Source organism: Erwinia sp. AnSW2-5 (assembly GCF_045107195.1).
In the GTDB taxonomy this organism is placed as follows: Bacteria; Pseudomonadota; Gammaproteobacteria; order Enterobacterales; family Enterobacteriaceae; genus Erwinia.
Genome location: NZ_JBJGXA010000005.1, coordinates 482,723 through 501,804, shown reverse-complemented (window position 1 = coordinate 501,804; position 19,082 = coordinate 482,723). Strand labels below are relative to the sequence as shown.

The 19,082-nt window shown below is 54.9% G+C and carries 19 protein-coding genes; 10 read left to right on the top strand and 9 right to left on the bottom strand.

The features are described from left to right. Positions 1 to 42: 42 nt before the first annotated feature. Positions 43 to 957 (bottom strand): LysR family transcriptional regulator, encoded by a 915-nt coding sequence (locus ACFL9S_RS06705; RefSeq protein WP_405261050.1) that lies wholly within the window; start codon positions 955 to 957, stop codon positions 43 to 45. Between the two features lie 110 nt (positions 958 to 1,067). Between ACFL9S_RS06705 and ACFL9S_RS06700 the strand changes: the two genes are divergently transcribed. Together ACFL9S_RS06700 and ACFL9S_RS06695 are read left to right on the top strand one after the other, a co-directional pair. Beyond that, positions 1,068 to 2,624, top strand: a complete 1,557-nt coding sequence (locus ACFL9S_RS06700) for a GIY-YIG nuclease family protein (RefSeq protein ID WP_405261049.1) — start codon at positions 1,068 to 1,070, stop codon at positions 2,622 to 2,624. Between the two features lies 1 nt (position 2,625). Then, positions 2,626 to 3,483 (top strand): hypothetical protein, encoded by an 858-nt coding sequence (locus ACFL9S_RS06695; RefSeq protein WP_405261048.1) that lies wholly within the window; start codon positions 2,626 to 2,628, stop codon positions 3,481 to 3,483. A gap of 26 nt (positions 3,484 to 3,509) precedes the next feature. Here ACFL9S_RS06695 and ACFL9S_RS06690 read toward each other — a convergent pair whose 3' ends face one another. Next, complete coding sequence (locus tag ACFL9S_RS06690; protein WP_405261075.1) at positions 3,510 to 3,905, bottom strand: cupin domain-containing protein; 396 nt, start codon at positions 3,903 to 3,905, stop codon at positions 3,510 to 3,512. Positions 3,906 to 4,360: 455 nt separating this feature from the next. On the opposite strand from ACFL9S_RS06690, the gene ACFL9S_RS06685 reads away from it, so the two are divergent. The 5 genes from ACFL9S_RS06685 to ACFL9S_RS06665 are packed head-to-tail and all read left to right on the top strand — an operon-like array spanning position 4,361 to position 10,175. Further along, entirely contained in the window at positions 4,361 to 6,457 is a 2,097-nt protein-coding gene (locus ACFL9S_RS06685) for a TonB-dependent receptor (protein WP_405261047.1), read from the top strand. After that, the gene (locus ACFL9S_RS06680; RefSeq protein ID WP_405261046.1) at positions 6,447 to 7,364 is read left to right on the top strand and encodes an ABC transporter substrate-binding protein; all 918 of its coding nucleotides are present in this window, start codon (positions 6,447 to 6,449) and stop codon (positions 7,362 to 7,364) included. The genes ACFL9S_RS06685 and ACFL9S_RS06680 overlap by 11 nt, the downstream gene beginning before the upstream one ends. Beyond that, the gene (locus ACFL9S_RS06675) at positions 7,361 to 8,350 is read left to right on the top strand and encodes a FecCD family ABC transporter permease (protein WP_405261045.1); all 990 of its coding nucleotides are present in this window, start codon (positions 7,361 to 7,363) and stop codon (positions 8,348 to 8,350) included. Before ACFL9S_RS06680 ends, ACFL9S_RS06675 begins: the two co-directional genes overlap by 4 nt. Further along, a complete protein-coding gene (locus tag ACFL9S_RS06670) occupies positions 8,343 to 9,374 on the top strand; it encodes a FecCD family ABC transporter permease (RefSeq protein WP_405261044.1) in 1,032 nt (343 codons plus the stop codon). The genes ACFL9S_RS06675 and ACFL9S_RS06670 overlap by 8 nt, the downstream gene beginning before the upstream one ends. 12 nt (positions 9,375 to 9,386) lie before the next feature. Then, positions 9,387 to 10,175 (top strand): ABC transporter ATP-binding protein, encoded by a 789-nt coding sequence (locus ACFL9S_RS06665; protein ID WP_405261043.1) that lies wholly within the window; start codon positions 9,387 to 9,389, stop codon positions 10,173 to 10,175. 36 nt (positions 10,176 to 10,211) lie between these two features. Here ACFL9S_RS06665 and ACFL9S_RS06660 read toward each other — a convergent pair whose 3' ends face one another. The 6 genes from ACFL9S_RS06660 to ACFL9S_RS06635 all read right to left on the bottom strand — a co-directional run bounded on the left by ACFL9S_RS06660 (position 10,212) and on the right by ACFL9S_RS06635 (position 15,069). Then, positions 10,212 to 11,276, bottom strand: coding sequence for a mechanosensitive ion channel family protein (locus ACFL9S_RS06660; protein ID WP_405261042.1), 1,065 nt, complete (start codon positions 11,274 to 11,276; stop codon positions 10,212 to 10,214). Between the two features lie 278 nt (positions 11,277 to 11,554). After that, positions 11,555 to 11,746, bottom strand: coding sequence for a hypothetical protein (locus tag ACFL9S_RS06655; protein ID WP_405261041.1), 192 nt, complete (start codon positions 11,744 to 11,746; stop codon positions 11,555 to 11,557). Between the two features lie 284 nt (positions 11,747 to 12,030). Beyond that, complete coding sequence (locus ACFL9S_RS06650; protein ID WP_405261040.1) at positions 12,031 to 12,453, bottom strand: hypothetical protein; 423 nt, start codon at positions 12,451 to 12,453, stop codon at positions 12,031 to 12,033. A gap of 180 nt (positions 12,454 to 12,633) precedes the next feature. Next, positions 12,634 to 13,737 (bottom strand): alkene reductase, encoded by a 1,104-nt coding sequence (locus tag ACFL9S_RS06645; RefSeq protein WP_405261039.1) that lies wholly within the window; start codon positions 13,735 to 13,737, stop codon positions 12,634 to 12,636. A 53-nt stretch (positions 13,738 to 13,790) separates the two neighbouring features. Then, positions 13,791 to 14,372 (bottom strand): TetR/AcrR family transcriptional regulator, encoded by a 582-nt coding sequence (locus ACFL9S_RS06640; protein WP_405261038.1) that lies wholly within the window; start codon positions 14,370 to 14,372, stop codon positions 13,791 to 13,793. Positions 14,373 to 14,436: 64 nt separating this feature from the next. Beyond that, the gene (locus ACFL9S_RS06635) at positions 14,437 to 15,069 is read right to left on the bottom strand and encodes a TetR/AcrR family transcriptional regulator (RefSeq protein ID WP_405261037.1); all 633 of its coding nucleotides are present in this window, start codon (positions 15,067 to 15,069) and stop codon (positions 14,437 to 14,439) included. A 146-nt stretch (positions 15,070 to 15,215) separates the two neighbouring features. Here ACFL9S_RS06635 and ACFL9S_RS06630 point away from each other — a divergent pair, with 146 nt between their 5' ends. The 3 genes from ACFL9S_RS06630 to ACFL9S_RS06620 all read left to right on the top strand — a co-directional run bounded on the left by ACFL9S_RS06630 (position 15,216) and on the right by ACFL9S_RS06620 (position 18,575). Then, positions 15,216 to 15,599: a nuclear transport factor 2 family protein gene (locus ACFL9S_RS06630; RefSeq protein WP_405261036.1), complete on the top strand. Its 384-nt coding sequence runs from the start codon at positions 15,216 to 15,218 to the stop codon at positions 15,597 to 15,599. A gap of 160 nt (positions 15,600 to 15,759) precedes the next feature. Next, entirely contained in the window at positions 15,760 to 16,332 is a 573-nt protein-coding gene (locus ACFL9S_RS06625) for a flavin reductase family protein (RefSeq protein ID WP_405261035.1), read from the top strand. Positions 16,333 to 16,616: 284 nt separating this feature from the next. After that, positions 16,617 to 18,575, top strand: a complete 1,959-nt coding sequence (locus ACFL9S_RS06620; RefSeq protein ID WP_405261034.1) for a methyl-accepting chemotaxis protein — start codon at positions 16,617 to 16,619, stop codon at positions 18,573 to 18,575. A 76-nt stretch (positions 18,576 to 18,651) separates the two neighbouring features. Here ACFL9S_RS06620 and ACFL9S_RS06615 read toward each other — a convergent pair whose 3' ends face one another. Continuing rightward, positions 18,652 to 18,861 (bottom strand): YdgH/BhsA/McbA-like domain containing protein, encoded by a 210-nt coding sequence (locus tag ACFL9S_RS06615; protein ID WP_405261033.1) that lies wholly within the window; start codon positions 18,859 to 18,861, stop codon positions 18,652 to 18,654. Between the last annotated feature and the right edge of the window lie 221 nt (positions 18,862 to 19,082).

Sequence of the window (19,082 nt, the reverse complement as noted above, 5' to 3'; positions counted from 1 at the left end):
AAGAGATGACGGACAGAGCGAGCAGGGAGGCTCGCCCGGTTATTATTCAGGTTCAGAAGCTAAACGCTGCGGATAGCGCAATGCTTCAATCAGGCGTGAAAATGCCGCAGTGTGCTGCTTACGGCTGGGATAATAGAGGTAATAGCCGACAAAAGGCTCACTCCAGTCAAGCAGCACGCGCTCCAGTTTGCCGCTGGCAAGATGATCCGCCACCGTATCCTCCGGCAGGCAGGCCAGCCCCAGGCCGGACAATGCGGCGTCAATGCGCGGTGCCAGGGTGTTCACAATCAGCTGCCCCTCCACGCGCACGCGAATTTCCCGCTGATCCTTCTTAAACTCCCACGCATATAATCCACCCATCGTCGGCAGGCGCATATTAATACAGTTGTGCTGCTGCAAGTCCTGCGGCGTTTGCGGGCGACCATAGCGGGTGAAATAGTCCGGTGAACCGACCACCGCCATACTCCAGTCGGGTCCGATACGCACCGCAATCATATCTTTCGCCACCTGCTCACCTAAACGTACCCCGGCATCGTAGCGACCGCTGACAATATCCGTCAGGGTGTTATCAACGGTGATTTCCACATTCACATTGGGGTACTGGCGCAGAAAGGGTTGCAGGGCAGGCCAGATGGCGGATTGCACCGCGTGCTCCCCAGCGGTAAGCCGAATATTCCCGGCGGGTTTATCGCGCATTTCGGTAATGGCTATCAGCTCAGACTCGATCTCTGTCAGGCGCGGGCCGATGGAATTGATCAAGCGTTCACCGGCTTCCGTGGGCGCCACACTGCGTGTGGTGCGCGTGAGTAAACGCAGGTCCAGTCGCTCTTCCAGCGCACGAATCGAGTGGCTGAGCGCCGACTGTGATACCCCGAGTTTCGCGGCCGCTTTGGTAAAGCTGCGTTCCTGCGCCACCACCATCAGGGAAATAAGATCGTTGAAATTGTCTTTTAGCACGCGGAACCTCGGTACATCGCAGGGGTAAGGCAGGCAGTGTATCGCCTGGCGTTAACTTATGCGAAAAATTCAACAGGGCAGAAGGGGGTGAAAAATGGATAAAAAAGCTTATGTTTCAGAGCCAATGGCCGATAGTGATTGTAAAGGAGCGTCATGCCCGCCACCGCCAGAGAGACAACACCATCATGTCATCACCTACCATGATTCAGGAATACCCGGAACTCAATACTCTTAACCCCCTGCTGAACAGTATTGTTGATAAAACCGTTGATAATGTTGCACGAAAACTGATCGGCGGTTTTCGTAATAAACGAAATTCTCAACCGAATACCAAGGCCCCTGACCTCAGCACGACGGTAGATGATACGCTTAAGGCGACGTCGTCCGCGAGTGTGCTTGCCGTGGCGAATCGGGGTGTTCAGTGGAAGGAAATGATAAGCAAAAGTTTCACTCATGGCATTTCCTCTATTTCCACCATGAAGTTTGATGGGCAGTTCACCATCAAGAATGGCGTGCCGGAAGGCCTGAAAGATGTGCCGAATTCTCCGGGTGTCTATGTGGTTTATGACAGCGCCGGTGAAGTGCGGTATATCGGCGATGCGAAGGATTTACAGAAACGGTGGCATGCCGGGCATCTGAATGAAAATAAAAACGCCGGAAAGAATGGCACAGAATACAAAATGGCGGCGGAATTTGAAGAGGGCTGCACCGTCAAATTTATGGTCATGGATTCAGCAGAAACGGCGGCAGCGGTCGAGGCCAACATTTTAAAAAATGAGAAACCCCCGGTAAATAAGAAAGAAGAACTGAGCACAGAACAGGGTACACGCTCGAATATCGAAGCAAAAAAAATGAAAGATGCGTTAAATGAAGCAGGAGGGTTGGCTTTTGGCGCAGGGAAAGAGGCATTAAAAAATGTTGGATGGGATGTGTTTGAAACGCTCAGTACCACGATGATTAAAGCACTGAAAGATGAAGTTGTTGACCTGTTTATCACCCAGAAATCACAGGTGAAAATTCGTCTGAAACGCTTTTTTGATAAAATATGGCAGGTTATCGTTAACCTGATTAAAGCCCCGTTAAACCTGCTCAGAGGTTTATTCGAGTTCGTGTTAAATGCACTGTCTCAGGCGATTGGTAAAATTTATCAGTTAGCAAAAAATATCTATGATCTGGGCATGGCGGCACTCTCGCTGATGAAAGGGAGCAAAACCATGACCAGAGAAGAAACCATCTATAAGGTTTCTGAAGTCATTATCACCAGCGGGACGCTGGTGTTCTGGGATGCGGTAGAACCGGTGATTGAATCCGGTATGGTGGCTCTTTTTGCTCCACTGGCTCCCTTTGCTCCTTATATTTCTGCCTCTCTGTGCGCGATGGGATTTGGGCTGAGCAGTTATCTTCTGGCCGATATCGTCCCTAAAGCCGTCAGCCTTATACTCTCAACGGAACCCGCTTATACCGCAAAAGGACGGGAGGCTTTTCAGCAGCTGGTTGCTAACCATGAAACAAGTGTGGATATGGTGGCTGAACTGCAAAAATATGCAGGTAGCACGGTGAATCTGATGAGTGAAACCCGGGAGCATACGGCAGAGCTGAACAGTGATGTCATCAGACTGACTCGTTTCTCTCTTGCCGATGAAATTAAAAAGCTGGGAGCGCAGTAATATGACGGTTGTCACGATTGTTGAGAAGAACAAAGACTCCAGCATCGCCAGTTTCAGAAAAAATATTCACGAAATAGGCAAAAAGCTGAAAGAGGAACAAGAGAGAAGTAAAAAGATAAAAAATGCGGCAGATGACTTCAATAATCGGGGCTTTTTCAGTCGTTTTGGTGGCAGCATCACCTCGAAAAATGACACTGACTTAGCGACGATGATTGCAAGCCTGGGGGGCAGTCTGAATATCACCCAGGAAGTGATCCAGTGTTTATTACAAATCCAGTCAGAAAAAAATGTCGTGCTGAAAGAGTTTCATCAGGCGTTAATGAATACGATTCGGGACCTCAAACACAACGACACGATCCTGGATCTCAGCAGCCGTGAAAACTCACTGGTTATTCTTGAGCATCTGAAATCCCAGGTGGAAGACAAACTGGAACAGGCACAGCGTGTCGAGGAACATGAAGAGGCGATTAGCCAGCTACAGTCATTGAGCTGGCAGCAGGAGGAGATGCTTCAACGCTTGCAGGCAAGTCAGGAGGAGCATGCAACGCAGCTTGCCACCCTGGCGCAGATTGTCCCAACACTCGAGCGACAACAGCAGGAGCAATGGCAACAGTCAGGGAAACTGGCCCTGGTCCTGGAAGAGCAGGCTGATCGGCACCAGCAACAGTTTGCCTTACTGATGGACAAGCTGGCCGTGCAGGAAAGCGCCGCAACCGGCATGGCTGCGCGGGTCAGCGAATTAGAGAAGACGACCCGATTAAAACGCGCAGGACTGCGGGATTACCTGCTGTTTGCTACAAGCGCGCTTGCCGCCGGGCTGGTCGTTCTGGAAGTGATGCGTTTTAACGGAGTGATTTAGCGGCGAGGCAAACCTCGCCCGGTGAGTTACCGCTGGTACTGCGCGTCGCTCACATGTTCCAGCCAGTCCACCACTTTACCATCCTGCGCTTCGGCAATGGCGATGTGCGTCATCGTAGTATCCGCTCCGGCACCGTGCCAGTGCTTCACGCCGGGGCGGATCCAGACGATGTCGCCGGTAGCAATCGCCTGCGCGTCTTTATCCCACTCCTGCACCCAGCCCTGGCCTGCGGTCACAATCAGCGTTTGCCCCAGCGGGTGAGTGTGCCACGCGGTGCGCGCCCCGGCGGAAAACGTGACGGTCGCACCGCCCACGCGGGCCGGCTCCGTGGCGCTGAACGGCGCATTAATCTCGACCTTCCCGGTGAAATAATCCGCCGGGCCAGCCGCTGTCGGCTTGCTGCCGTGTTTAATAATCTCGATCATGCCTTTTTCCTCTACAAAAATGTCCGTTCATCATAGGGGATTTGTGGCGGGGGATTGAGAACGTCTGAGCGTTAGAAGTCGTGAAAAAAATTCATAAATACGTTTTTTGGAAAGTCATACTGGCATTTTTCGGCCTTTTTTCGCGCCACATCTGTTTTTTTGAGACGGAATAAGGTGATTTACATCACACTTTTGTCCAAAAAATGCCGCCAGGTCTGAACCACCTCAGCGGGATCGATACCTGATACTTTCTTTTCTTCTTCAGATGGTTAAGTCAAATTTTACCTAAAGTCCCTTTGGGTCGTAAGGAATGCGTAAGGAGAAATGTCTAATTATTCCGGTTGTTACATTAAATGATAATGATAATAATCCCATTCGCATTACCACTTGTGCCCTGAGGCACATTCAACCTGCACCACAGCGGGTTTTCCTCCAGGTAAAAGGATCGTGAGATGAAAGTCAGGGCGCTATGTTCGCTGATGCCATTGCTAATGGCATGGCCACTGTATGCTGAAGAAACCGCCGATAGCGGGGGAGATATGGTGGTCAGCGCCAGCCGTACCGCCAGTGAGAAGAAAGACTCCCCGCAGGTTATCACCATCATTACCAAACAGCAGATTGAACAGCAGCGGCAGATCACCTCGGATACCTCACAGATTTTAAGCAACCTGTTACCGTCGTTTTCACCCAGCCGGCAGAAAATGAGCGGCAGCGGCGAAACCCTGCGCGGGCGTATACCGCTGGTGATGATTGATGGCATTCCTCAGTCGAACCCGCTGCGTCCTACCGGGCGCGAAATGCACACCATTGATGCCTCAATGATCGAACGCATCGAAGTGATCCACGGCGCTAACGCCAGCAACGGCATCGGCGCGGCAGGCGGGGTGATTAACCTGATCACCAAACGGCCGGAGCCGGGCGCGTTTAATCAGCATTTTGGCGTTGAAGCCTCATCCCCGACCTCGCAGCTCAAAGGCGACACGATGGGATACAAAACCACCTATGGCGTTAACGGCCGCGAAGAGTATCTCGATTACCTGTTCTCGGTGAGTTACGAAGATCAGGGGCTGTATCTGGATGGCAACAACCGCCCGGTGGGGGTGGATAACACCCAGGGCGACCTGATGAACTCCCGCGCATATGACCTGTTAGGCAAAGTCGGCTACTGGCTGGATGACGATCAGCGCATCCAGCTCAGCGCCAGCTACTACCAGCTCAAGGGCAAAAATGATTATCTCAGCGTGACGGGTGACCGCGAACGCGGCATCCCGACCACCTCGATCAAAGGCACGCCGGAAGGCGAAGCGCCGCATAATGAGGTGTGGAGCGCGGCGCTGACCTACGACAACTACAATCTGGCGGGGATGAAACTGTCGGCGCTGGCGTATTACCAGCAGTATGAAGCGCTGTTCGGCTCCACGCTCTCCGGCTCCTTCCAGGATGCCAGTATTGCCCCGGTGGGCACGCTGTACGATCAGTCGCGCGCCGTCACCACCAAGTACGGCACCAAAATGGCGCTGACCAAAGACGATATCTGGGATGACTACCTGAAAGTCACCCTGGGCTTTGACACGCTGTTTGACCAGTCGAAGCAGGATCTGTGGGGCACGCACCGCACCTATGTGCCGGAAATAAAATACACCGATCTGTCGCCGTTTGTGCAGCTGGAAGTCGCGCCCGTCGATTCACTCAAACTTTCCGGCGGCGTGCGGTACGAATATGCGCGCCTGGATATCGACAGCTATCAGACCATTGCCAGCGCCAACAGCGTGACCGTCGGCGGGGGGAAACCAAGCTTCGATAAAACCCTGTATAACGTCGGCGCGGTGTGGACGCCCGTCGAGCCACTCAGCCTGTTTGCCAACTACTCACAGGGTTTCGCGATGCCGGATGTTGGCCGCGTGCTGCGCGGTATTAACCAGCCGGGGATGAGTGCTGGCACCTTCCTGAATCTGCAACCGATTGTCACCGAGAATACCGAATACGGTTTCCGCGTTGACCACCAGCCGTTTGATTTTGAACTGAGCTACTATCAGTCCCGCTCCAAACTCGGCAGCCGTGTCGATCGCGTCGGCGATCTCTACGTCACGCGCCGCGAGAAAACAGAAATTGACGGCTTCGAGGGAACGCTGGGCTATGCGGTCAATGACGATCACCGCCTGAAACTCAGCTACTCGCATATGCGCGGCCGCTACGACAGCGATGATAACGGCAGCCTGGATGCCAAACTCGACGGCCTGAACGTCTCACCGGATCGCATTATTGCCAGCTGGTCAGCAAACTGGACGCCGCAGTGGAGCAGCTTTATTCAGGCCAACTGGGCGTTAAGCCGCGAGTTTGACGAAGAGGATAAAGACTTCAGCGGATACGCGCTGGTGGATGCCGCCGTCGGTTATAAACTGCCGCGTGGACGGGTGAACCTGGCCGTTTCCAACCTGTTTGATAAGCAGTACATCACCTATTATTCGCAGAGTGCCCTGGTGGAACCGGACCGCTACTTCTCCGGCCGTGGCCGAACGGTGACGCTGGGTTACAACGTTGATTTCTGATGTCACCCACGTTGACCGCCGCAGGGTGCTGCGGCTGGGTTTTGGCCTGGTGGCTGCCTGTGCGCTGGTGCCTTTCAGGTCGCAGGGCAGCGCCGCCTTACGCGTGATCACCCTGTTTCAGGGGGCGACGGATGCCCTCGTGGCGCTGGGGACTACCCCCTGCGCCGTGGTGGATTCCTGGAGTGAAAAACCCACCTACCGCTATCTGCGTGCGGCATTGAAGGACGTGCCGCACGTCGGGCTGGAAACCCAGCCCAGCCTCGAAGATATCGTGCTGCTGCGCCCCGATGTGATTATCGCCTCGCGCTTTCGTCACCAGGCGCTGGCGCCGTTGCTGAAGCAGATTGCGCCGCTGGTGATGCTCGATAACGTCTACGAATTTAAGCAGACCGTGGCGGCGGTGGGCCGGGCGGTCAATCGCCAGCAGGGGGCAGCGGAACTGCTGCTGCGCTGGCAACAGCGCGTCACCCGTCTGCGTCAGATACTGGAGCAGCACTTCGCCGCACGCTGGCCGCTGACGGTCTCCGTTCTGGATATCCGCGCTGACCATCTGCGCAGCTATCTGCCGCAAAGTTTCCCCGGCATGATCCTCAGCGAACTCGGTTTTCAGTGGAATGAGGCGGCGCGTCAGGCCTCGGGCGTGTCGATCAAGCTCAGCGGGCGTGAAAGCCTGCCGGTGGTCAATGCCGACCTGTTTTTCGTGATGCTGCATGCGGAAAAAGCCGTGGTGCGCGACAACTACCGCACGCTGATCAACCATCCACTGTGGAAACAGATGCAGGCCCCGCAGCAGCATCAGGTGTGGCAGGTGGACAGCGTGACCTGGGTGCTCTCCGGCGGGATTATCGCCGCGAATGCGGTGCTGGAGGATATCGAACGCCTGCTGGTTACGGGGCGATCCGCATGACGCCAGCGATAAAACTGTGCGTGCTGGCGCTGCTGTTGCTGATGGCGGTGCTGCTCAGCCTGATGAGCGGAGCCAACTGGATATCGCTGCCGCAGGTGCTGGCGGCGCTGACCCGCCACGATGGCATGAACCTCCAGCATATTCTGGTCACCACCTCCCGCCTGCCGCGCACGCTGATGGCGCTGGCCGTCGGGGCCAGTCTGGCCGTTGCTGGCGCGCTGATGCAGGCGCTGACGCGCAACCCGCTGGCATCGCCCGGCCTGTTTGGCATCAATGCCGGGGCCACCTTCCTGATTATCCTGTGCAGCTCGGTGTTTTCACTCTCATCACTCAACGGCCTGCTGTGGAGTGCTTTCGCCGGGGCCGCGCTGGCCGGAACGCTGGTGTGGCTGATTGGCACCGCCGGGCGCGGGCGGCTTAATCCGCTGCGCATTGTGCTGGCTGGCGCATCGATCACCGCGCTGTTTACCGCCTTTAGTCAGGCGATGCTGGTGATCGACCAGCAGGGGCTGGATACGCTGCTGTTCTGGCTGGCCGGATCGCTTACCGAGCGTGAACTGGCTGCCGCATGGCCGATCCTGACGCTCAGCGCCGTTGGGCTGGCGGTGGCGATGCTGTTTGCCGGGCAGGTCAACGTGCTGAATGCCGGGGAGGATATTGCCACGGCGCTGGGCCAGCGTGCCGGGCCGGTGCGCCTGCTGTTGGCCGTGCTGATTGTGCTGCTGGCGGGGAGCGCCGTGGCGCTGGCCGGGAGCATTGGGTTTATCGGCCTCGTGGTGCCGCATATGGTGCGCAAGGGCATCGCCATCGATCACCGCTGGCTGTTGCCCGGCTGCGCGCTGGGCGGGGGATTACTGTTACTGGTGGCCGATATTCTGGCGCGGGTGGTGATCCTGCCGCAGGAGGTGCCGGTGGGCGTGATGACCGCGCTGTTCGGTGCGCCATTCTTTATCTGGCTGGCGCGGCGCGGAGGGCGTTATGGATAAGATTATCGCGCTACGCTGGGGAGCCTTCTCACGCCAGATCAATCTGAACACGCTGTGGCGACTGCTGCTGGCGCTCGGCATCCTGCTGCTGGTGATGCTGCTGTCGCTGACGCAGGGAAAAGTGACAATGTCACCCATGACCGTGCTGCGGCTGCTGTGCAGCGACGATCCCGGCGGGATAGCGTTTATCGTGCAGCAGCTGCGCCTGCCGCGCATCGTGCTGGCGGGGCTGGTCGGCGGGGCGCTGGCGGTATCCGGCCTGATCCTGCAAAACATTATTCGTAATCCGCTGGCTTCGCCCGATCTGCTGGGGATCACCAGCGGTGCGGGAACGGCCGCCGTGATCTATCTGGCGTTCTTCAGTATGACGCTGGGCGACAGCCTGCTGCCGCTGGCGGTGATGTCGGGTGCCGGGCTGGCCACCGCCAGCGTCTGGCTGCTGGCGTGGAAGCAGGGTGCATCACCGCTGCGGCTGGTGCTGATTGGCGTGGGTATATCGGCGCTGCTCGGCGCGGTGACCACGCTGATTCTGGTGTTCAGCCCGCTGACCACCACGCTCTCGGCTTACGTCTGGTTGACGGGTAGCGTGTACGGTGCCACCTGGTCGCAGGCGACAGCGCTGGCGCAGTGGCTGCTGGCGATCCTGCCGCTGCTGATCTGGCTGGCCCGTCAGGTGATGGTACAACAGCTGGATGAAGGGCTGGCGGGCGGGATTGGCGTGCGCGTGCAGTGGCAGCGCGGCGGGCTGTTGCTGGTGAGCGTAGCGCTGGCGGGCGTGGCGATTGCCTGGGGCGGGGCGATGGCGTTTGTCGGGCTGGTGGCCCCGCATATCGGCAAACGTCTGGTGGCCGCCGGGTTTGCCGGGCAGGCGCTGATGAGTGCGATGGTCGGCGCGATGGTGCTGATACTGGCGGATCTGATCGGCCGCGTGCTGTTTCTGCCCGCCGACTTACCCGCAGGAATATTTGTCGCGGTGCTGGGCACGCCGTTCTTTTTATATCTGCTGATCACCCAGCGCCACTAAGGAAACTGAACCATGACCGCCATTACCGCACGCGATCTGACCCTGAGTTACCAGAATCAGACCATTATTGACGGCCTGGATATCGACCTGCCACAGGGCAAAATCACGGTGCTGATTGGCAGCAACGGCAGCGGTAAAAGCACCTTGCTGCGATCCTTCGCTCGTCTGCTGAAACCGCAGTCCGGCACGGTCAGCGTTAACGGGCAGGATATTCAGCAGCAGTCGACCATCCGCGTTGCGCGTGAGCTGGCGATCCTGCCGCAGAACCCGGTAGCGCCGGAAGGGATTAACGTGCGTCAGCTGGTGAGCCTGGGGCGCTATCCCTGGCAGAACTGGATGCAGCAGTGGTCCGCGCAGGATGAAGAAGCAGTGAATGCCGCTTTGCGCTGCACTCACGTTGAGGAACTGGCCGATCGCCCGGTGGAAGCGCTGTCGGGCGGGCAGCGCCAGCGGGTGTGGATTGCCATGACGCTGGCGCAGGGCACCGATATTCTGCTGCTGGATGAGCCGACGACCTTTCTTGATGTGGCCCATCAGATTGAGGTGCTGGATCTGCTGCGCGACCTGAACCGCCAGCAGAATAAAACCATTGTGATGGTGCTGCACGATCTCAATCTGGCCTGCCGTTATGCCGACCATCTGGTGGCGGTGCATCAGCGCGGAGTGGTGGCCGCAGGCGCTCCGCAGGCTATCCTCAGTGAGGGGCTGGTGAAAACGGTGTTTGACCTCAACTGCCGCATTATCGACGACCCGTTCTACGGTACGCCGCTGGTGATCCCGTTAAGTAAACATCACGGCTAGCGCGGGCGTGCCTGTGAGGATCGGATAAAGAGCGATTTAAACTTTTGGCTCGGTCAGTGTCGCCCTCAGGTGAGGAAGGCTCTGCGGATAATTTTGCTGAATAAACTCAATCATTTTTTCCCGCACGTAACAGCGTAAATCCCAGGCCGTGGGGGAATTCTGTGCGGTCATTAATAATCTGATCGTCATGGTTTTGTCATTAGTATCGGTAACCTGAAGCACCTGGGTCTGTTGATCCCAGAGTTTGGTTTCGCTGAGGACTTTTTCAAAATGCTGACGCAGAGGCGCTAATGGCATGGAGTAATCGAGGTAAAGAAAAACAGAGCCTAATATTTGTGCGTTATTACGCGTCCAGTTCTGGAAGGCATTTTCGGTAAAGTAGGTAATGGGCAGCACCAGTCGGCGCAGATCCCAGATGCGTACCACAACATAAGTCAGGTTTATCTCCTCAATCCAGCCCCATTCATTTTCAACCACCACCGCGTCATCAATTTTTATCGGTTGCGTAAAGGCTATTTGAATTCCGGCGAAGAGGTTAACCAGCGACTTCTGAAGAGCAAAGCCAATGATTATCCCTGCAACACCAGCCCCTGCGAGGATTGTTGTGCCGAATTTTCGTACGCCAGGGATGCTGACTAGAACCAGAGAAAGGCAGAACAGCACCAGGAGTACGATAGCGACTTTTTTTACGTACATTATCTGCGTGCGAATTTTACGCGCACGAAGATTATTCGAAAGGTTAATGTCATAGCGAATGAAAAGCATATCCTGCACAACATTCGTTAATCGAATTAAAATGGAACAAAAAGACAATATAATAAATACATTGAGGATGGTATTGATAAAGGGAAGGGAGTTGGGCTGAATGTTAACATAATTAATCCCTATGCTAATTAATAGTAAGGGGATAAAAAGAAACATTGAACCACGAAGATGCATCTCAAGTGATTTGAATAGCTTTCTGTCTCGAATCTGCCAGTAGCGGATAAACCTCAGAAGAATAAAACGGGCCAGGAAACCCAGTGCAAATGAGAGCGTGACGAGCAATACAGCAGGCACCCATGATGGCATGCCAGAAAACTCACCGAATATCATTGGCATTCTTTTTCCTTATATTCAGCCAACAACCCTATAGTTGTCAGATCGATCATAAACACGCCGTCCCGTTTTTTCAGCCAACTGCGGATTAAATAGCTAGCGCAGATGAGTGTCCGAAAATTTAGTGGCCTGACGTTCTTAACACAAATAAACCCCGGAAAGAAACCGATTTTTTGACTGGAACCGGCTGCAGACGGACATCAACAGGACATTCCTTACGGAAAAATGTCTGACGGGCATTGGTAGAAAAATTCGATAATCCCGTTGAGCAAATATCACGTTTAGCGCGGACATGCCTGCACGCAGCGTTGCAGTGCGCCGCTACAGTCGCTGTTTTTGTCGCGGTCGCAGCGGCTGTTCTGCACATAGCAGTTCTGCTGGCAGGCACCGTTGTCGCTGGCGGCGATGGCGGTAGCGCCGGGAGTGAGCAGGGCAATCAGTAACGTGATAAACAGGGGCATGTTGAGTGGCATGGTCTGGCTCCGTTATGGCTTTACTCTTAGCGTAATCCAGGTCAGCGGTTAGCGCCTGTTCGTACATCGAAATCATATCCTCGCGAGAACTTACCCGTAGTGGTCGACCTTCTTTTCCGGTCGACCAGTGGTGAAGTCTCCGGCACCTGTAGCGGCCGACCCTCTGTTTCGGTCGGCCAGTGGCTACGGTCTGCATATCAGGTCAGGTCAACACCTTAAGGTCAATGGTATGGGTGTTGCCGATCTACGGTATTTATGCCCAAACCTGATTTATTTTATGCGCATCAATTCCAGTAAGCCTGATAAGCAAGTGCGATAGCCGAGCAGAAAGCATATGGGCTTAAAAGTAAAATATCCGAATAATGAGCTTCAAATATCCGGGTAACAGGCCACGCCAGTACAATCAGCCAGATGAAGAGCGTAGAACATACTATAAAAAGGCTGCCTTTAACGTAAGTATTGGGAAAAAACCGCTGTGCAATCATCAGTAAAGGCAGGCCGATTAATAAAGAACCTACCATGGTCCCAATAATGCTTGTCGTGGCCATGAGTACATAAGTGAAAATAAAAGAAAGTACTTCAATTCCGGGTGCGTTGGCTTTACCCAACGAGAGATACAGTAAAACCAGCAATGTGCCAACTACACTACTGAAGATTGCTGATATTGTGGCTTTAATAATTAAACTGTCGTCGATGATTTTCGGCATAATTTTCTCTATGTCTGAGCCACTAATTTTTTATGCGGCATACCAAATCGCAATGGCGTCGGGTTTTTAACACTCACAGCGAGCAACGATTCTGCGGGGATGGGGCCAGTTTAAGGTATGATCAATCAACATTCCCGATCATTCTAAAAGGGCGGGACGAATGCCCGCCATCAATGTTTATCAATGATTCGCTTCTGGCCAGTCGGTGTAGCCCTTCGCGCCGCCACCGTAGTAGGCTTCTTTCGGCGCGATGGTCAGTTCGACACCATAGCGCAGGCGCTTCACCAGGTCCGGGTTGGAAATATACAGGCGGCCGAAGGCGACGGCATCAATGACCCCGGCATTACGACGACTGATGGCCATTTCCAGGTCATAGTTGTTGTTACCGATGAACGGGCCGTCGAACTGGGCGCTGAGCGCATCCATATCCACATCAGCAGGCACTTCACGCGAGGTTGCCGTTGCTCCCTCAACAAAGTGCAGATACGCCAGATTAAAGCGATTCAGCTGCTGAATCAGATAGCCATACATCGCCATCACGTTGCTGTCCGGCGGGGTATTACCCGCGTCAGGGGTCACCGGTGACAGGCGGATGCCAACACGTTCATTACCCCAGATGTTAACAATGGCCTCAGTCACTTCCAGCGTCAGGCGGGCACGGTTTTCAATAGAGCCGCCCCAGGCATCGGTGCGGTGGTTAGTGGAATCGCGCAGGAACTGATCGAGCAGGTAACTGTTGGCTGAGTGTACTTCAACGCCGTCAAATCCGGCGCGCAGGGCGTTTTCTGCCGCGCGTTTGTACTGCTCGATGATGCCGGGAATTTCATCTGTTTCGAGCGCGCGCGGCGTGGAAACCGGAACAAAGCCGTTAACAGTGTAGGTCTGGCCTTCAGCTTTGATGGCAGAAGGGGCCACCGGACGTTCCCGACCAGGCTGTAGCTCAACGCTGGAGAAACGGCCCACGTGCCACAGCTGGCAGACAATTTTTCCGCCTTCAGCATGAACGGCATCGGTGACTTTCTTCCAGCCTGCAACCTGTTCTTCACTCCAGATCCCTGGCGTAGCTGCGTAGCCACGGCCCTGAGCAGAGATGTTGGTGGCTTCTGAAATAATCAGACCAGCGCTGGCACGCTGCGCGTAGTAAGTTGCATGAAGCTCGTCAGGAACGCCATCTTCGCCATAACGGCTACGGGTTACCGGCGCCATGACAATACGATTCGACAGCTGAAGTTTCCCCATCGCAACGGGTGAGAATAAATCGGTACGGGTGGTGTTATCAGTCATAGTGACTCCAAATAGTTGACCAGTCGTCTAGTTAATTGGTAAAAAAAATGCGGCTATCTAAGCAGCCGCTTTGTCGCATTCATTGCTTTGTCGAATGAGGTATCCGGGTCGTGAATTTTTGCCATGAGTGAAGCACCCAGCCAGAGCTGGTAAAGCTCTTCAGCAAGATCTTCTGCATCATCCTCACCGGATAATGAACCATCCTGCTGCCCCTGGAGAATGCACGCCGAAATCCTGGCCACGATGTTCAGGGTTCCTGTTGCCAGAACACTTCGCATGCTGTCGTATTGATCGCACACTTCCGCGCCAAGCTTAACGACAAGGCACTTACTTTCCGGCAGGTCGGCACCCTGCGTCGTTTTCCAGAAGGCAAAATAACGCAGCAGCCGCTCGCGGGCGGGTTCGGCACCGCGCAGTTGTTCATCCACCTGAATAAGGTAGTTGCTGAAATAGTGCTCTAACAACGCCTCAGCAAACTCTTCCTTGGACTGGAAGTAGTAATAAAACGATCCTTTGGGGATCCCGGCGGCTTTAACAATTTCAGCCAGGCCGACAGCGCTGTAGCCTTTGTGAGTGATCAGCGTTCTGGCCACATCGATGATGTGCTGACGCACGTGAGTCGCTTGTTTTTTCATAGTCCGCTTACTGTAAATTAAAAACTGACCAGTCGTCTAGTGTTGTGTGAGCCATTTTTTGAGATCAGGTTTTGTTCGCCAGCAGCAGCCCGCTTGCATACTGTCCGGTTGTTTTAAGGCTCTGGAGCGTCGCACCGTCTTTAGCTTCAATCGACATCCCTTCCAGCAATGTGTTGAGAACGGTCGCCAGCGCGGCGGTATTTGTGTCGGGCGGCAGCTGCTTTTCGCGTACTGCCCTGGTGAGTCGCTTATCAAAGAGATCTTTGCCTTCCTGCCTGAGTAGGCTGACAGCCTGGACAACATCCGCGGACTCCTGCGAAACATTGATGGCTGCAAGCACCACCATACAACCGCACGGCGCGGAGGGTGACAGCAGTATATCGGCCGATTCACTGAAGAAATTATCAATGGCCTGGTGAATATTCTCTACCTCTTCCAGCCGTTCCCAGGTCGCTTTCCAGTAAACCTTTTCGTAATAGTTCACGGCTTCCAGAAACAATTTCGATTTGTTCCCAAAGGCGGAGTAGAGGCTGGGCGGATTGATCTCCATCGCTTCGCATAGCTCGGCGACTGATGCTGGCTCAAATCCTTTTCGCCAGAATATATCCAGTGCGCTGAGCAGGGCTTTATCACGATCAAAACTTCTCGGTCTGCCCTTGGGCTTTCCGCTGGGTTTGTTCACACCTGGCGTTTGCATTTTTGTGCTCTCAATCTATCGCTTGACACTTTACATAGTGATCACTATACAATAATAACATTGCTTAGTGATCACTACAAAATAGAGCCAGCAAGTGAAAGAGGGGTATCTGAACGGATACCCGGTTTATTACTACGGAGAAAAATATGAGCGACAAAACTTACGTGCAGGAATACAACGCCATTGTGGATGTACTCAATCAGTACAACGAAGGCGGTAAACAGGCCAAGAGCGAGATCATGAAGCCCGCGTTTAGTGAACAGGCCACTATTTTTGGCGCTGACGGCGACGGTAACCTCACCGGTGGCCCAATTCAGGGGTTGTATGACGTTATTGACCGCGATTTCCGCCCCTCTCCTGAGGCAAAGGCCGCCATCGTACGCGTGGATATCGTCGGAACCGCCGCCAGCGCACGTATTGATACCGATGACATTTCAGGCTTTCGCTTCACCGACTTTTTCAATCTCCTGAAGGTGAACGGCCGCTGGACCGTGGTCAGCAAGATTTACCACACCCACGTCGCATCCTGATACTCACCGTCAGCTCACCGATGCAGCCTGCAAGCAATACTTGCAGGCTGGTAAAAGAGGAAATGAAGATGAATCGACATATCAAGGCAGTGCCCACCGCAGATTATCGTTTCTGTCGGTGATATAACGGGTGAACGCTGAATTTATTGTTGAGGAAAAAATGAACGATTACATCCAACCTGTTGAACTGGAAAAAGCGTATCGCCTGATTAACCACGGCCCGACCATCCTGGTGTCGGCGCGTGATAACGGTGTGGAAGATGTGATGGCGGCGGCGTGGGCGTGCGGGCTGGATTTTGCGCCGTCGAAGCTGACGGTGGTGATTGATAAAATCGCCAAAACCCGTGAGCTGGTCGAAGGCAGTGGCATGTTTGTGATCCAGGTGCCGACGGTGGCGCAGATACAACTCACCCACGCGGTGGGGACGCGCAGCCTGGCGACGGAAGCGGATAAACTGGTAAACTGCGGCGTGGAGCTGTTCAGCTTTGAGGGCTTCGATCTGCCGTTTGTCAGCGGCTGTTCGGCCTGGCTGGCGTGCCGTCTGATCAGCGAACCGCACAATCAAAACACCTACGATCTGTTTATTGGCGAAGTGGTGGGGGCCTGGGCGGATACCCGGGTGTTCAGCGACGGTCACTGGCATTTTGACCGCGCCGATCCGTCATTGCGCAGCCTGCACTATGTGGCGGGCGGGCAGTTTTATGCCACCGGAGAGTCGCTGAACGTGCTGTAACCGCAGGCGGCCCGCATCGGGGCCGCCCGTGGCATCAGGCGAATACCACCTGAGGGAAATCCAGTGAAGGCGCACCGGAGGCCTCAAAGCACAGATCGAAATAGCCGCCATTCTCCTGCCAGTCTGCCGTCCCGTCATCCTTTGTTACCCTTGCCGTTAAGGCTTTTCCCTTATTGTGCCGATAACCCCTGTATGGCAGCGGAGGCAACATCGCCGTTCGACTGCATCACCTGTGACGGATTACATAGACCAATAAACCATCGTCAGCATTTAAGTAGGCAACAATGAGTCAATCTTCTTTCTGGAACACGGCTGCCCGGCTGAAAAGAGGCGGCAGCAAGCCGCGCGCGGGTGTTTTTGATGCCAGCCAACCCCCGGTGAATATGAATGCGCTGGGGCTGAGCCGCAACAGCGCCGGGCTGCTGTTAAGCTTTGTTCCCCCGTTAGCTGAGTTCAGCCGTGTCAGCCAGGCGTGGCAGAGCCTGAACGGTACGCGCCGCAGCGTGGTGACCCTCTCTTCCAACGGCGCGCTGTGTAGCGGTCGCGGGCAGAGCACCTATTGTGATGGCGCAAGCCAGCAGGGGAGCTGGCTGTGGCTGCCGGAAAGCCTCATCGCCCGGCATGAAGTGCATGAAGTCGACCTGCATGTGCAGGATACGCAGACCGCCCAGCAGCGTGTCAGCGCCATCCAGCACGAGCTGGAGCGGGTGGTGGTGAACATGCCGCTGTCTGCCGACCGCACTTTTGCGCTGATTTTCTGTGATGGCTTATCCGCCTCTGAAGGGTTCCTGATGCAGGCCTGGTATGCGTCCGGGCGCTTCCCGTGCCTGGCGATTGGCGGCTCTGCGGGCGGAACGCTGGATTTCGACGGCACCTGGATTGGCAATGGCGGGCGGATATTGCAGGGCAAGGCGGTGATCGTCTTTTGCCAGATGGCGGAAGGCAAATCGTTTGCGCCGTTTAAAAGCCAGAACTTTGAGCCAACCCGGCAGAGCTGGCTGGTGGCCGAAGCCGATCCGGTGGCGCGAACTGTCTCGTCGCTGTTTGATGCCCAGGGCCGCCAGCACAACGTGATTGAAGCCCTTTGCGCACGCTTACAGTGCGCACCGGCTGATTTGCAGGCGCGTCTCCAGGGACTGACGTTTGCGGTAAAAGTGGAGGAGGAGTTCTTTATCCGCTCCATCGCCAAAATTTTGCCGGACCGCATTCAGTTCTTCTGCGATCTGGAGTTTGGTGACCGTCTGCATCTGTTGAAAGAGACCGATTTTGCCAGCGCCACGCGCACTGACTGGGAGGCGTTCACCGCGCTGTATGGCCAGCCCGCTGCGATGCTGCTGAATGACTGCGTGCTGCGCCGCGTCGGTAATCAGGCCCGCCTGCCGCAGTCGCATTTCTTTAGCGGGATCCCGTCTGCCGGGTTCTCCAGTTTCGGTGAAATCCTCGGCGTGCCGATCAACCAGACGCTGTCGGCGCTGGCATTCTTCAACCGTCCGTCCGATGCCATGCGAAACTTTCCGGTGCAGTATGCGGCATACGCCAGCCATTATGCTCAGCGTGCGCTGCGCCGCTGGGAAGCGCTGAACACGCTGCAAACCCGCATCGTCAACCAGGTGGTGGAGTATCAGCAAAAGCTGGATCCGCTGATGAAATCACTACCGCTGTTGGAAAATGCCACCCGCAGCCAGAGCGATGCACTCAAGGCGGCGGAAAGTAATATCCGCTCCATCAGTGATGCCGCGCTGCACAGCCAGCAGGCGCAGCACCAGCTCAGTGCCGGGCTGGATGAGCTGGAAACTATCTCCTCCGGTATTACAACGATTAACAGCGGCATCAGCAATATTGCCTTCCAGACCAATATTCTGGCGCTCAATGCCGCAGTGGAAGCGGCACGCGCCGGGGAAGCCGGGCGTGGTTTTGCCGTGGTGGCAAGCGAGGTGCGCCGTCTGGCACAGTCATCGAAAGATCAGGCCGATGCCACCTCACACAGCATCAGTGATGCCGTTAGTACCATTCTGCATATCAGAAAGGTGGCGGTGGATACGGTGGAAAGTGCCAGACAAATGGCGCAGGAAAGTATCGATGCCGCTAATGCCATTGCGGAGATGAGCAGCCAGACCGCCAATGAGCGTAAAAGCATCAGCGAAAATCTGGATAAGCTGAGCGAGATGACCTCCGGTATTGATGCGATGCAGGAAGCCGTGGCCCAGCTGAAGGTGTTGCAGAAACTGGTGGTGGCGAAATAGTGACAACGTCACCGTAATAACGACAAAAAGCCCCGAAAGGGGCTTTTTTTATGCGCAGAACGCGGTGGTGCGTGACTTATTTAGTCAGTTCGGCGGTCATATGCACGCCGTTGTTGAAGTTGGCTTCAGTGATTTTGTAGCTGCTGCCTGTCTGCTGGGCCTGAGCGGCAATCTGCGCTTCAGCGGCTGACAGGGTAGATGCACTGGCGGTTACGCTCTGTGCAAAGCTACCGAAAGAGATGACTGAAAGAGCGGCAACTGCTACGAAAGTTTTGATGGTTTTCATGGTTAATTCCTCAGAGTATTTTATGTAAGTGAGACGTTCTGTCTCGATGTGGTAAATACTACGCCTGCTAATAATAAACAAAAAGCGGAATTTATTGCCAATAACTGTCAAATAATTTGAATAATAAAATGTGCTAAGCCTGTAACAATAAACGCCAAGCCGCATCGGATTTCTCTGGCATAATCAGGTCGATACCCGGGGTTCACCGGGATAAAAAAACA

Excerpts from the sequence above, each read along its gene's own strand:
- ACFL9S_RS06675 (WP_405261045.1), top strand. The coding sequence starts at position 7,361 with ATGACGCCAGCGATAAAACTGTGCGTGCTGGCGCTGCTGTTGCTGATG.
- ACFL9S_RS06660 (WP_405261042.1), bottom strand. The coding sequence starts at position 11,276 with ATGCCAATGATATTCGGTGAGTTTTCTGGCATGCCATCATGGGTGCCT.
- ACFL9S_RS06700 (WP_405261049.1), top strand. The coding sequence starts at position 1,068 with ATGTTTCAGAGCCAATGGCCGATAGTGATTGTAAAGGAGCGTCATGCC.
- ACFL9S_RS06615 (WP_405261033.1), bottom strand. The coding sequence starts at position 18,861 with ATGAAAACCATCAAAACTTTCGTAGCAGTTGCCGCTCTTTCAGTCATC.
- ACFL9S_RS06620 (WP_405261034.1), top strand. The coding sequence starts at position 16,617 with ATGAGTCAATCTTCTTTCTGGAACACGGCTGCCCGGCTGAAAAGAGGC.
- ACFL9S_RS06625 (WP_405261035.1), top strand. The coding sequence starts at position 15,760 with ATGAACGATTACATCCAACCTGTTGAACTGGAAAAAGCGTATCGCCTG.
- ACFL9S_RS06650 (WP_405261040.1), bottom strand. The coding sequence starts at position 12,453 with ATGCCGAAAATCATCGACGACAGTTTAATTATTAAAGCCACAATATCA.
- ACFL9S_RS06630 (WP_405261036.1), top strand. The coding sequence starts at position 15,216 with ATGAGCGACAAAACTTACGTGCAGGAATACAACGCCATTGTGGATGTA.
- ACFL9S_RS06685 (WP_405261047.1), top strand. The coding sequence starts at position 4,361 with ATGAAAGTCAGGGCGCTATGTTCGCTGATGCCATTGCTAATGGCATGG.
- ACFL9S_RS06665 (WP_405261043.1), top strand. The coding sequence starts at position 9,387 with ATGACCGCCATTACCGCACGCGATCTGACCCTGAGTTACCAGAATCAG.
- ACFL9S_RS06635 (WP_405261037.1), bottom strand. The coding sequence starts at position 15,069 with ATGCAAACGCCAGGTGTGAACAAACCCAGCGGAAAGCCCAAGGGCAGA.
- ACFL9S_RS06695 (WP_405261048.1), top strand. The coding sequence starts at position 2,626 with ATGACGGTTGTCACGATTGTTGAGAAGAACAAAGACTCCAGCATCGCC.
- ACFL9S_RS06640 (WP_405261038.1), bottom strand. The coding sequence starts at position 14,372 with ATGAAAAAACAAGCGACTCACGTGCGTCAGCACATCATCGATGTGGCC.
- ACFL9S_RS06655 (WP_405261041.1), bottom strand. The coding sequence starts at position 11,746 with ATGCCACTCAACATGCCCCTGTTTATCACGTTACTGATTGCCCTGCTC.
- ACFL9S_RS06645 (WP_405261039.1), bottom strand. The coding sequence starts at position 13,737 with ATGACTGATAACACCACCCGTACCGATTTATTCTCACCCGTTGCGATG.
- ACFL9S_RS06670 (WP_405261044.1), top strand. The coding sequence starts at position 8,343 with ATGGATAAGATTATCGCGCTACGCTGGGGAGCCTTCTCACGCCAGATC.